Origin of the sequence: Streptomyces wedmorensis, assembly GCF_000716445.1 — a bacterium.
Classification (GTDB): domain Bacteria; phylum Actinomycetota; class Actinomycetes; order Streptomycetales; family Streptomycetaceae; genus Streptomyces; species Streptomyces wedmorensis.
Genome location: NZ_JNWK01000016.1, coordinates 14,873 through 27,768 on the forward strand (window position 1 = coordinate 14,873; position 12,896 = coordinate 27,768).

General features: G+C 73.9%; 9 protein-coding genes. 4 read left to right on the forward strand and 5 right to left on the reverse strand.

Annotated features, from left to right (window positions below):
* Positions 1-152 precede the first annotated feature (152 nt).
* On the forward strand, positions 153-1,160 hold the full coding sequence (locus tag OO54_RS15100) for a DMT family transporter (protein WP_234439416.1): 1,008 nt from the start codon (positions 153-155) through the stop codon (positions 1,158-1,160).
* Positions 1,153-2,358 carry an amino acid aminotransferase gene (locus OO54_RS15105; RefSeq protein WP_033203382.1) on the forward strand — a complete coding sequence of 402 codons (1,206 nt, stop codon included), beginning with the start codon at positions 1,153-1,155 and terminating at the stop codon, positions 2,356-2,358. Before OO54_RS15100 ends, OO54_RS15105 begins: the two co-directional genes overlap by 8 nt.
* A gap of 16 nt (positions 2,359-2,374) precedes the next feature.
* On the opposite strand, the gene OO54_RS15110 is transcribed toward OO54_RS15105, so the two are convergent.
* Genes OO54_RS15110 through OO54_RS15120 form a run of 3 tightly spaced genes read right to left on the reverse strand, consistent with a single transcriptional unit; the run spans position 2,375 to position 5,444 of the window.
* Positions 2,375-3,241 (reverse strand): hypothetical protein, encoded by an 867-nt coding sequence (locus tag OO54_RS15110; protein WP_033203383.1) that lies wholly within the window; start codon positions 3,239-3,241, stop codon positions 2,375-2,377.
* Positions 3,238-5,073, reverse strand: coding sequence for a GMC family oxidoreductase (locus OO54_RS15115; protein WP_033203384.1), 1,836 nt, complete (start codon positions 5,071-5,073; stop codon positions 3,238-3,240). The genes OO54_RS15110 and OO54_RS15115 overlap by 4 nt, the downstream gene beginning before the upstream one ends.
* A complete protein-coding gene (locus tag OO54_RS15120; RefSeq protein WP_033203386.1) occupies positions 5,070-5,444 on the reverse strand; it encodes a hypothetical protein in 375 nt (124 codons plus the stop codon). The genes OO54_RS15115 and OO54_RS15120 overlap by 4 nt, the downstream gene beginning before the upstream one ends.
* Positions 5,445-5,630: 186 nt before the next feature.
* Between OO54_RS15120 and OO54_RS15125 the strand changes: the two genes are divergently transcribed.
* A complete protein-coding gene (locus tag OO54_RS15125; protein ID WP_033203388.1) occupies positions 5,631-6,629 on the forward strand; it encodes an ArsR/SmtB family transcription factor in 999 nt (332 codons plus the stop codon).
* Between the two features lie 62 nt (positions 6,630-6,691).
* Here OO54_RS15125 and OO54_RS15130 read toward each other — a convergent pair whose 3' ends face one another.
* Entirely contained in the window at positions 6,692-7,675 is a 984-nt protein-coding gene (locus OO54_RS15130; RefSeq protein WP_033203391.1) for an FG-GAP repeat domain-containing protein, read from the reverse strand.
* A gap of 251 nt (positions 7,676-7,926) precedes the next feature.
* A complete protein-coding gene (locus tag OO54_RS15135; protein ID WP_033203393.1) occupies positions 7,927-11,301 on the reverse strand; it encodes a pyruvate carboxylase in 3,375 nt (1,124 codons plus the stop codon).
* Positions 11,302-11,676: 375 nt separating this feature from the next.
* On the opposite strand from OO54_RS15135, the gene OO54_RS15140 reads away from it, so the two are divergent.
* Entirely contained in the window at positions 11,677-12,867 is a 1,191-nt protein-coding gene (locus tag OO54_RS15140; protein ID WP_033203394.1) for a serine hydrolase domain-containing protein, read from the forward strand.
* Positions 12,868-12,896: the final 29 nt, after the last annotated feature.

The following is a 12,896-nucleotide window of genomic DNA, read 5'->3' on the forward strand; positions in this document are numbered from 1 at the left end:
TCTCCTCGGCTGAACTTGGCAGAATCTGCCCCCACGCTATGCCTGGAGGGCATAACTGGCAATCGTCTGCCCCGCCCGAAGCTCTAGTGTTGCCGGTCGGGGCAAGCCGGACGTCGGTACCGCCCGAATGCTTCGAGCGGGAGGAATGGTCGGTGGCCGCAACGCGATCGGCGGGGACGAGCACGGCGGAGGCGCCGGAAACGGGGACTCCGAGCGGCGGGCCCGGGGCGGAACCGAGCGCCATCGGGACCCGGGGCCTGTCCCCGCACGCGGTGGGCACGGTCGCGCTGCTGCTCACCGTCGCCATCTGGGCGGCGTTCGCGCTCAGCGCCCGCGCGCTGAGCAGCTCGACGCTGCTGCCGGCGGACGCGGCTCTGCTGCGCTTCGGCGTGCCCCTCGTCGTCCTCGCCCCGGCGATTTGGCGGCGCAGGCGCCGGCTGGCGGCCGTCCGGCCCGGCCCCGCAGCCAAGATCATCTGTGGCGCCGGGGTGCCGTTCTTCCTCGCCGCCATGTACGGCGGCTCCCTGACCTCGGCCGCCTTCGTCGGGGCGATCGTGCCCGGCATGGTCCCGCTGTTCGTCTCCGGCCTCATGGTCGCGAGCGGCAAGAGCGCCCCGCGCGGCACGCAGGCGGCGGGCCTCGCGCTCATCGTCGCCGGCGTCGTGGCCCTGGTGTGGCGCTACACCACGTCCCTCGACGGGGACGTCCTCCTCGGCACCGGGACGCTGCTCGTCGCCAGCGGCCTGTGGGCCCTGTACACCGTGGGCCTGCGCGAAGTGGACCTCGACCCCGTCGGGTCCATCGGCCTGCTCTGCCTGCCGTCCTTCGCCGTCATCGCGCTGCTGAGCCTGACCGGCGTCCTGCCCACCGGCCTCGCCCGGGCGGAGGGCGGCGACATCGCGCTGTTCCTCGTCGTGCAGGGCCTGGGCGTCGGCCTGTGCGCGGGACTGCTGTACGCGTTCGCGATCCGCCGGCTCGGCCCGGAGCGCAGCTCCGTCGTCGGAAGCCTCAGCCCGGTCGCCGTCGTCCTGCTCGCCGTGCCCCTCCTCCACGAGACGCCCACCCTGCCCGTCGTGGTCGGCGTCCCCCTGATCACCCTCGGCGTCGCCCTCGCCAACCGGCGCCGCAGCCCCCGAACCAAGGTGTCCGCCGATGCTTGAGCTCCTGCCCGCCCCGCCCGCCGACCCGCTGTGGGACCTGACGGCCGAGTACGCCGCCGACCCGCGCCCCGAGCGCCTCGACCTCGTCCTCGGCGTCTACCGCGACCACACCGGCATCACGCCCGTCATGGCGGCGGTCAAGGAGGCCGAGATACGCCTGGCGGAACGCTCCGGCTCCAAGGAGTACCTGGGCCTGTCGGGCAACACCGCCTTCAACCGCGCCATGCTCGGCACCGTCCTCGGCACCGAAGCCCTCACGTCGCGGGCGACCGCCGTCCAGACCGTGGCGGGCACCGGCGCCCTGCGCCTCCTCGCCGACCTCGTACGGCAGACCCGCCCCGGCACCACGGTCTGGATCAGCGACCCGGCGTACGTCAACCACCGCCCCATCCTCGAAGGCGCCGGTCTCACCGTCCGCACCTACCGGTGGCTCGGCACCACCGGACGCCCGGACGCCGCCGACATGCTGGAGGACCTCCGCGCGGCGGGGCCCGGCGACGTCGTCCTGCTCCAGGGCTGCTGCCACAACCCCACCGGCGCCGACCCCTCCTTCGCGACGTGGGAAGAGCTCGCCGGACTCGCCGCGGCCCGCGGCTGGATCCCCTTCGTCGACCTGGCCTACCACGGCCTCGGCGACGGCCTGGAGGCCGACCTCGCCCCGACCCGCATGCTGGCCGAACGCCTCCCCGAACTGCTGGTCGCCGTCAGCTGCTCCAAGAACTTCGGCCTCTACCGGGACCGCACCGGCTGCGCCATCGTCCTCGGCTCCTCCACGCGCGAGCTCCGCCACGTCGAGACCGCCCTGCAGAACGCCGCCCGCACCCTGTACTCCATGCCCCCGGACCACGGTGCCGCCGTCGTCGCCACCATCCTCGACGACGAGCGCCTCAAGTCCGCCTGGCTCGCCGAACTCGACCTCATGCGCCACCGCATCACGGCCAACCGCACCGACCTCGTCGCCCACCTCACCGCCCTCGGCCACGAGCACCAGGCCCGAGCCCTCGCCCGCCAGAAGGGCATGTTCTCGATGCTCCCCCTCACCCCGGAACAGATGCGCCACCTCCGCCACCGGTCCGCCGTCTACGGCACCGACGCCGGCCGCGTCAACATCGCCGGCGTCCCCGCCCACCGCATCCCCTTCCTCGCCCACGGCATCGCCGACGCCCTGCGGACCCCGAGCCCCCCGGGCACCGTCTGACACACCGGCGCGGCCCTCAGCGGCGCGGACCCGTCGGCAGGTAGTACGGCCGGTGGTGGGCGGCGACCGGGGCCGACTGGAACGTCCACGCGCCCGCGGCCGGCGCGCCGGCCGGGAGGACGGTGCGCAGGTCGCGGCCCAGGTCGCCGTCCGGGGCGTGCACCGCGAGCCGGGTGCGCCCGGAGTGCGCGGGGGCGGCCAGGTCGTACCAGGCGTACGGCTGGCCGACGTTCATCGGGCCGGCGAGCAGGCGCCCCTCGCGGTCGGTGCCGTAGCCGGTGACCGGGGCGGAGCCGGCGGCGACCGCGGTCAGCCCGTCCAGCTTCGCCGTGAGGTCGAGCAGCGGGGCCGTTCCCCGCTCCAGGGCGTCGTCCGGACCGATCTCGGCCGCCTTGCACCGCACGGTCCAGGTCGCGCCCGCAGGTCCGTTGAGGGACGGCAGGCCGACCTCGAACCAGCCCGGGTACTTGGGTTCCGCATACAGCTCGCGTCCGGCCCTGATCGCGAACGGGTTGTCGCACACGACGTGGAGGCGGGCGATGCCGAGCAGCTTCGTCTGGTCCCAGCCCTGCGCGTACTGGGCGTAGGTCAGCCGCGGCAGCCGGCCCGCCTCGGCCGTCGGGAACGCGACGACGTTGAACTCGATCTCCTGGGTGACGCCGCCGCCGAACGCGTACTGCGCGAAGTACAGCTGGTAGTTCAGCGAGACCAGGGCCCGCCCGTCGTCGAACGTGGCCGCGGTCAGGTCCGGGTGGTGCTTGGCGAGCAGGACGTGCACCGGGTCCGGGTCCACCAGCCAGTCGACGCCGATCTGGTGCAACGCGCCGTAGTGGAACGGCAGCCGGAACGGTTCGGGCACGGGCGGCAGGGGCAGCGAGGTCACGCGGACTCTCCTCGAGTGGTCGGGCCGGTGGACAGGGGGCGGTCGCGGTCCGTCAGGTCCGCCTCGATCCGCTCGGCGCTGCGCAGCGCCAGCGCGGCCATCGTCAGCGTCGGGTTCGACGTGGCCACCGAGGGCATGCTTCCGCAGCCCACGGCGTACAGACCGGGGTGGTCCCAGCAGCGCTGCCAGGCGTCCACCACCGACGTGGCGGGGGAGTCGCCCATGAGGTGGGTGCCGGCCGCATGGCCCGCGCCGCGGTAGCCGTACGCACGGCCACGGTGCTCGAAGCGCCCCGGCCACGCCGCCGGCGGCGCGTAGTCCGTGTGGTCCTCGGCGCCGAGCAGCGCGAAGATCTGGTCGGACACGGCGCGGGCGGCGACCATCCCCTCCTTGACGTGTTCGTCGAGGTCGTACGTGACCAGGGGGCGGGGGAGGCCCAGGGCGTCACGCTCGGACGGGTGCAGGGTGACCCGGTTCGCCGGGTCGGCCCCCTGCTCCATCTCGAACTGGAGGGCGAACTGGCGGCGGATCCGGTCCCCGACCGCCGCTCTCAACTCCCGGCCGGACAAGCCGCGTCCGGTGAGGAAGTGGTCCACGTCCGTGTCGACCGGCCCCGTCGCCCAGATCCAGCCCCACGTCCCGAACTCGACCCGGAACGGCGCCCGCAGCCGGCGCCCCGGACCCGCGCGGAAACCCTCGAACCCGGAGACGGACCCGGGCCCCCGATACGACCCGGCGTGCTCGCCCTCGGGCAACAGCCCCCAGGTCAGAAGCACCGGATGGTCCATCAGGTTGCGGCCCACCTGACCGCTGCGGCCGGCGAGCCCGGACATGAGCAGCAGACGGGCGTTCTCCACGGCGTGCGCGGCGAGCACGACGACATCGGCGTGCGCGACGGACACCTCCCCGTCGTACGAGCGGTACTCCACGCCCGTGGCCCGCCCCCGCCCGTCGACCAGGACCCGGCTCACCACGGACCGGTCCCGGAGCGTCACGGACTCGCTCCACCGCCCCTGGGTCTTGAGCGGGGTGTACTTCGCGTACGACGGGCAGTACGGGATGCAGCTCGCGTTGCCCACGCACCGGCTGTCCGGATCCCGCCGCCCGTCCTGCCCCCGCGGGACGTAACCCCGGCCGCCGTCGTACCGGGGATCCGGCACGCCGTTGCGCGCGTGCGGGGTGCCGACCACCTTCAGCTCGACCTCGCGCACGGCGACGGGGTCCTTGACGCGCCGCCCGTCGAGACGGTCCGCGAAGAGGCGGTCCAGACGCGCGGCGGGCAGCGGCCGCATGGGATACACGTAGTCGTCGGGGAACCGCAGCCCGAGGCGCGCCCGCTGCTCCCCGGCGTCCGCGGCCACCCCCAGGTGCTCCTCGGCAGCCCGGTAGTGGGGTTCGAGGTCGTCGTAGGTGAGCGGCCACCGCCGTCCGTACCCGAAGGGCTCGGTGTCGAAGTCCTCGGGCAGCATGCGGGGCGCCAGGCCGGTCCAGACCGTGCCGGTGCCGCCGTTCGCACGGACGTATCCACTGGCGTACGGGAGCGGGCCGTCCTGCCGCAGATGACCGGCGGCCCGGAAACCAGGGCTCCCGTCCGTACCGACGAGATCCGCCGTCCCGGGCGACGCGGCGGCCGGGTGGGGCCGGTCGCCCGGCAGCCGGGCGGCGGCCGTCAGATACGTCGTCAGCGGGTCGGCGTCGGCCTCGTGGGCGCCGGGGCCGGCCGCCCCCGCCTCCAGGACGAGGACCCGTCGCCGCCCGTTCCGGCCGAGCCGGTGCGCGACCAGCGAGCCCGCGACACCGGCGCCGACCACGATCACGTCGTACCGCCTCACCGGCCGACCCCCTCGGCCCAGCTCCCGTACCCTCCGGGACCGGCGGCGGGGGCGGTCAGGCCGGCCGCCTTCCACACCAGGCCCTCGGCGTAGGCGCGCGGGGACACCAGCCTCGGTGGCGAACCCGGCCAACTGCCCGTGTACCAGAGGTACGTCACCGCCCGGGCCGAGGCACCCGGCTCCCCGTCCATGCCGGCGGCCCGTTCTCCCCACTCTCGCAGCAGCCGCTCGTACCGCACGGCTCCGAGCTCCTCCTCGGCCACCGCCCGGTACACCTCCGCGAGCCCGGTGGCCGTCAGGTCCTCTCCGTCGAAGCCGGTCAGCCGCGCCGACAGGGCGGTGAATCGCTGTGTGTCGTCTGTGAGGGGCACGCGGGCATCGGTGCCCCACCACCCGCCCGGCCATGCTCCGCGCCCCGGGATCGGCCTGATCACACCGCCTGGCGCTCCCTCACACGGCTGGCGCCGTTCGCCGAGACGTTCGACAGGCGCTCACACGCGCCCGCGCTCTGCCGAAGGTGCCGCTCGGCGCGGTGGGCGGGGGGTACGCTCCGTGGCGTGATCGAGATCATCTTCGGGCCCGACGATCTGACGCGCATACGGTTCGCACGTTCGCCGCTCGAGGAGCTGGTGCACAGCGTTCCGGTGCTGGCCGGGACGCGGCGCACCGTGGTGCACAGGCCGTGGCTGGAGTTCGCGACGGGGCGGGTGCGGGGGCTGGATCTGCGGGTGCTGAGGGCGCTCGCGCAGGGGCCGCGGATCGTGCCGGACTTCCTGGCGCCGCCGCCGGAGGCGCTGACGGGCGTGTTCGGCGACGAGTTGGAGGCGATCGCCGCGACGCCCGGCGCCGTCGTGCGGACCGCGCTGGAGGAACTGGGCGAAGGGGACCGGCTTCCCGCCGTGCTGCGACCGTTGTACGAGGACCCGGAGCGGGAACTGCCCGGGGTGGTCGACACGATGGCCGCGTACTGGCGGGCCGCGGTCGAGCCGGTGTGGCCGAGGCTGCGGGCCCTGCACGACGCGGACATCGCGCACCGGGCCGGACAGCTCACCACGGGGGGCCTGGCCAAGGTGTTCGACGACCTCCACCCCGAGGCCCGCTACGAGGTGGACCGGCTGCTCGTCGACAAACCCGCGCACTCCGCCCGCCGTTCGGCGGGCGGAGCGGGGCTGCTGCTCGTCCCGTGCGTCTTCGCCTGGCCCCGGCTGCTGGTGCTGCACAACGAGCCGTACCAGCCGACGCTCACGTACTCGCCGCGCGGGATCGGACGGCTGTGGACGGAAGAGCGGTCCGGGGCGACCGCGGAGCCCCTCGGCGAGCTGGTGGGGCGCAGCCGGGCCGCGCTGCTCGCCCACCTCGACCTGCCGCTGTCGACGAGCCAGCTCGCCGCGTACCTGGACCTCACCTCGGCGGCGGTGTCCCAGCACCTGTCGGTGCTGCGGCGCTGCCGCCTGGTCACGTCACGCCGCTCGGGACGCTGGATGCTGCATCAACGGACCGCGCTGGCAGGGGAGTTGCTGGGGGCGCCGGTACAGCGCGCGGCCCCGGAGCCGTAGCCGGACTCCGGGGCCGTCCCCCGTGCTTCGCCGGGTCCCTGCGAACCCCCGTTCCGCGGGGATCAGGCGAAGTAGATGCCCTTCGGATCGGCGGCGTACCAGCCGTTGCCGGCGCCGACGGCCGCGGACCAGGACGTGTGGTTGTGGTCGGAGCCGTTGTTGGGGAAGTACCTCAGGGCGTCGCCGTACTTCTGGACGAGGTCGGCCCGGTCGTCACCGGTGATGTCGGCGAACCAGATGCCCGACGGGTCCTGGCCCGACCAGCCGGAGCCGGTGAAGTACACGGTGCCCCACGGCCAGCCGCCGGAGCCTCCGGTGGTGTTGGGGCCGACCATGAAGGCGTCCCCGAACCGCTCGATGCGCTCGGCACGGTGGTCGCCGTTGAGGTCGGCGAACCAGATCGCCCGCGGGTCGCTGCCCCCGTAGCCGTATCCGATGGTGACCGGGGCACCCCAGCTCGTACCGCCGCCGAGGTTGGGGAAGTAGCGGAGCTCGTCGCCGTACCGGTGGATGAGGTCGGCGGTGCCGTCGCCGTTGAGGTCGGCGAACCACACGGCCGACGGGTTGGCGCCGGACCACCCGCCGCCGGTGCGGAAGGGCTGCCCCGTCCACGGGTTGCCGCCGAACAGGGCCCCGTTGTGCTTCCAGACGCGGAAGCTGTCGCCTTCCAGCTGGACGAGGTCCTTGTAGTGGTCGCCGTCGAGGTCCGCGAAGTACACCGTGGCGGGGTTCACGCCGCTCCAGCCGCTGCCGTGGAGCTTCCCGGTGCTCCCCCAGGGCCACTCCCAGTCATCGCCGTCGATGTTCTGCCAGATCCGGAAGGAGTCGCCGTCCTTCGCCACCAGCTCGGCGAGCCTGTCGCCGTCGAAGGAGGAGCCGCGCGCCGCCCACGCGCTCGCGGCGGCCGGTGCCGTGGTCGCGGCGGTCCCGGTGAGCCCGAGGGCGAGCGCGGTCAGGCCGAGGGCGAGCGCCCTCAGGCCCCGGAACGTCCTGCTGGTGCGGGGGCCCGCCGGGTTCGTCCCGGCGGCGGTGTTCATGCTGGTCATGGCCGTCCTCACGAGGGAAGGTCGAGTGGGTGTCGGCGCCCGTCGCCGGGTGCCGAGGAAGACCTTCCGCCGTGCGCGCCCGCCCCGACCACCATTTCGTCACCGCTTAATCCGAGCCGCGCCGGACGGCCCGGGACACGGTCGTGGTGAGCGCCGGCGGGGACGATCCGGCGCCGCCCGGTCGCGCGACGGGGCGGCGGCCGGGACACCCGGTCGGGTGCCCCGGCCGCCGCCCTCCGGCTACCGCGGACTCACGCGATCTCGACGAGGAGGTCGCCGCCCTCCACCTGCTGGATCCTCGTGATGGCCAGGCGGGCCACCCGCCCGCCCCGGGGGGCGGTGATCGACGCCTCCATCTTCATCGCCTCGATGGTGGCCACCGTCGCACCGGCCTCGACCTCGTCGCCCTCGGCGACGGCCAGGGTGACCACGCCGGCGAACGGCGCGGCGACGTGTCCCGGGTCGGACCGGTCGGCCTTCTCGGTCACCGGGAGGTCGGCGGCGGCCGCCTCGTCGCGGACCTGGATCGGCCGGAGTTGGCCGTTCAGGGTGGACAGGACGGTGCGCATGCCGCGTTCGTCGGCCTCGCCGATGGCCTCCAGCTCGATGAGCAGCCGCACGCCGGGCCCGAAGTCGACGCTGTACTCCTTGCCGGGGCGGAGCCCGTAGAAGAAGTCCTTGCTGTCGAGGACGCTGGTGTCGCCGTACGCGTGCCGGTGTGCCTCGAACGCCTTCGTCGGGCCGGGGAAGAGGAGGCGGTTCAGCGTGGCGCGCCGGTCCTTGGCGAGGCCCTCGCGGTCCTCAGCGGTCAGGTCGCGCGGCGGCTTGGGTGCGGGGCGCCCCTCCAGGGCCTTGGTGCGGAACGGCTCCGGCCAGCCGCCGGGCGGGGTGCCCAGCTCGCCGTGCAGGAATCCGACGACCGAGTCGGGGATGTCGAAGCGGTTCGGCGCCGCCTCGAAGTCCTCGGGTGCGACACCGGCACCGACGAGGTGCAGCGCGAGGTCGCCCACCACCTTGGACGAGGGCGTCACCTTCACGAGCCGGCCCAGCATCCGGTCCGCGGCGGCGTACGTCGACTCGACGTCCTCGAAACGGTCGCCGAGGCCGAGCGCGACGGCCTGCGTGCGCAGGTTGGAGAGCTGCCCGCCGGGGATCTCGTGGTGGTACACGCGCCCCGTCGGCGAGTCGAGACCCGCCTCGAAGGGCGCGTAGATCCTGCGGACGCTCTCCCAGTACGGCTCCAGGTCGCCGACCGCCTGGAGGTCGAGGCCGGTGGGCCGCTCGGAGTGGTCGGTCGCGGCGACGATCGCCGACAGCGACGGCTGGGAGGTGGTGCCCGCCATGGACGCGACCGCGCCGTCCACGGCGTCCGCCCCGGCCTGGATCGCCGCGAGGTACGTGGCGAGCTGGCCGCCCGCCGTGTCGTGGGTGTGCAGGTGGACCGGCAGCTCGAACTCCCGGCGCAGCGCCGACACCAGCTTCGCCGCGGCGGGTGCGCGCAGCAGGCCGGCCATGTCCTTGACGGCGATGACGTGCGCCCCGGCGGCGACGATCTTCTCGGCGAGCCGCAGGTAGTAGTCGAGGGTGTAGAGCGTCTCCGCCGGGTCGGAGAGGTCGGCCGTGTAGCAGAGCGCGACCTCGGCGACCGCCGTGCCCGTCTCCCGTACGGCGTCGATGGCGGGCCGCATCCGGTCGACGTCGTTCAGCGCGTCGAAGATCCGGAAGATGTCGATGCCGGTGGCCGCGGCCTCCTGCACGAAGGCGTCGGTCACCTCGGTCGGGTAGGGGGTGTACCCGACGGTGTTGCGGCCGCGCAGCAGCATCTGCAGGCAGATGTTGGGCACGGCCTCGCGCAGGGAGGCCAGCCGCTCCCACGGGTCCTCGGCCAGGAAGCGCAGCGCGACGTCGTAGGTGGCGCCGCCCCAGCATTCGAGGGACAGCAGCTGAGGCAGGGTGTGCGCCACCGCCGGGGCGACGGCGAGCAGGTCCTTCGTCCGCACCCGGGTCGCCAGGAGCGACTGGTGGGCGTCGCGGAAGGTGGTGTCGGTGACGCCCAGCGTGGGCGACTCGCGCAGGCTCCGCGCGAAGCCCTCGGGACCGAGCGAGGCCAGCCGCTGCCGGGAACCGGCCCGCGGCTCGCCGGCGGGCAGCCGGGGCAGCTTCGTGGCCGGGGAGATCAGCGCGGGCCGGGGACCGTGCGGCTTGTTGACGGTGACGTCGGCGAGGTACGTGAGCAGCTTCGTGCCGCGGTCGGCCGAGTGGCGTGCGGTGAGCAGGTGCGGCCGCCGCTCGATGAACGCCGTCGTGACGCGGCCCGCCTGGAAGTCCGGGTCGTCGAGCACGGCCTGGAGGAAGGGGATGTTCGTGGACACGCCGCGGATGCGGAACTCGGCCACCGCGCGCCGGGCCCGGTCGACGGCGGTCCTGAAGTCCCGGCCCCGGCAGGTCAGCTTGACCAGCATCGAGTCGAAGTGGGCGCTGACCTCCGTACCGGCGTGGGTGGTGCCGCCGTCGAGCCGGATGCCCGAGCCCCCCGGGGAGCGGTACGCGCTGATCATGCCGGTGTCGGGGCGGAAGCCGTTGGCCGGGTCCTCGGTGGTGATCCGGCACTGCAGGGCGGCGCCGCGCAGGACGACGGACTCCTGGGTGAGGCCGAGGTCGAGCAGGGTCTCGCCGGCGGCGATGCGCAGCTGCGACTGCACCAGGTCGATGTCGGTGACCTCCTCGGTCACCGTGTGCTCGACCTGGATGCGCGGGTTCATCTCGATGAAGACGTGGTTGCCGTCGGGGTCGAGGAGGAACTCCACGGTGCCCGCGTTGCGGTAGCCGATCCGGCGGGCGAACCGCACGGCGTCGTCGCAGATGCGCTGCCGCACCGCCGGGTCGAGGTTCGGGGCGGGCGCGAGCTCGATCACCTTCTGGTGGCGGCGCTGGAGCGAGCAGTCGCGCTCGAACAGGTGGATGACGTTGCCCTCGCCGTCGGCGAGGATCTGCACCTCGATGTGCCGGGGGTCGACGACGGCCTTCTCCAGGAACACGGTCGCGTCGCCGAAGGCGGACTCCGCCTCGCGGGCCGCCGCCTCGATGGACTCCCGCAGCGCGGCCGGGTCCTCGACCCGCCGCATGCCCCGGCCGCCGCCACCGGCGACGGCCTTGACGAACACCGGGAACCCGATCTCCTCGGCGGCCGCCACCAGCTCGTCCACGTCCGTGGACGGCGCCGAGGAACCGAGCACGGGCACGCCCGCCTCGCGGGCGGCGGCCACGGCACGCGCCTTGTTCCCGGTCAGCTCCAGGGTCTGCGCGGACGGACCCACGAACGTGATGCCCGCCTCCTCGCACGCGCGCGCGAGCTCCGGGTTCTCCGACAGGAACCCGTAACCCGGGTAGACGGCGTCGGCACCCGCCAGACGGGCCGCCCGGATGACCTCCTCGACGGAGAGGTAGGCCCGCACCGGATGCCCGGGCTCACCGATCTCGTACGCTTCGTCGGCCTTGAGCCGGTGCAGAGAGTTGCGGTCCTCGTGCGGGAACACGGCCACCGTGCGCGCCCCCAGTTCGTAGCCTGCGCGGAACGCGCGAATCGCGATCTCCCCGCGGTTCGCTACCAGCACCTTGCGGAACATTGTGATCCCTTCACCCTGCCGGTGATGAGCCCTACGGGGGGCGCCGTACGTCTCCGAGTGCGCACCGCCCTGAGGGAGGCACCCACCCGCGTCGCGCCCGGCTCGTTGCGGCCACGCTAAGGGCTGCGCCGCGGCCTACTGAAGGTCCCACGACCGTGACATGGATCATCGCCACCACGCGGTGCGCGAAGGGGACGAAGCGGCCGCCGGACGGAGCAAGGGCCCCCGCGGACCGGCCGGGCGTCCACCGCCCGGCACACGGTCCTGGGCCGGATGGCGCATCGGACGCGCAGGTCCCGACGCCGCGTCAGATGCTGAGGCGGATCCTCCGCGCCGGGTGTCCCTCCCGCCCGGCCTCACCGTGAAGGAGTTCCCGTGTCGGCACGCCCCGAAGTCCGCACCCGCCCGCGCGCGCGTCTGCGTCTGTCCGTCGCAGGCCTGGCCGCGTCCGCCGCGCTCGCCGCCCTGGTCCAGCCCGCACAGGCCACGGGCACGCCGACGCCCCCGGACAAGGCACTGCGGAAGCAGCTGGACGACCTGGTCCGCACGGCAGGCGGGCCACCCGGGGTGATCGCGCTGCTGCGGCGGGGCGACCGGACGACGGTGTACCGGGCCGGCGTCGCCGACACGACGACCGGCCGCCCGCCGCAGGCGACCGACCACATGCGGATCGCGAGCGTCGCCAAGGCGTTCAGCGGCGCGGTCGCCCTGCGCCTGGTGGACCGGCACAAGCTGGGCCTCGACGACACCATCGGCGAGCGCCTGCCGTACCTGCCCGCAGCCTGGCACCAGGTGACCCTCCGCCAGCTGCTCAACCACACCAGCGGGCTGCCCGACTACTCCAGGGCCCCGGCCTTCATCGCCATCCTCCAGCAGGACCCCAGACACCACTTCGACTCCCGCCGGCTGCTCGACTTCATCGCCGACAAGGACCTGGACTTCGCGCCGGGATCGCAGTACGCGTACTCGAACTCCGACAACATCGCCGTCGCGCTGATGGCCGAGGCGGCCACGGGACGGCCGTACGAGCGGCTCCTCGACCACCTCGTGTACCGGCCCCTCGACCTGCGGCAGACCAGCCTGCCCCAGGGCTACCGGATGCCGCGGCCGTACCTGCACGGCTACGACGTGACCCCGCCCGCCCCGCCGGAGGACATCAGCGAACTCATCGGCGCCTCGGGCGTGTGGGCCTCCGGTGGAATCGTCTCCACGCCGAAGGACCTCAACCGCTTCATCCGCGCCTGGGCCGGCGGACCCGACTACCTGTCGAAGGAGACCCGCCACCAGCAGCGCACCTTCATCCCCGGCGCCGCCTCCGAGCCCGCCGGGCCCGGAGCCAACTCCGGCGGGCTCGCGATCTTCCGCTACCTGACGCGGTGCGGCACGGTCTACGGGCACACCGGCAACACGCCCGGCTACACCCAGTTCGCGGCCGCCACCGCGGACGGCGAGCGGTCCATCACCTTCTCGATCACCACCCAGACCAGCAAGACCGTCAAGCCGGAGCTGCTGGCCAAGGTGCGGGCCGTCCAGGAGGACTTCGTCTGCGCCCTCCTGAAGCACTGACCCCGGCGGGCCCGGGGCCCGCCCGGCCC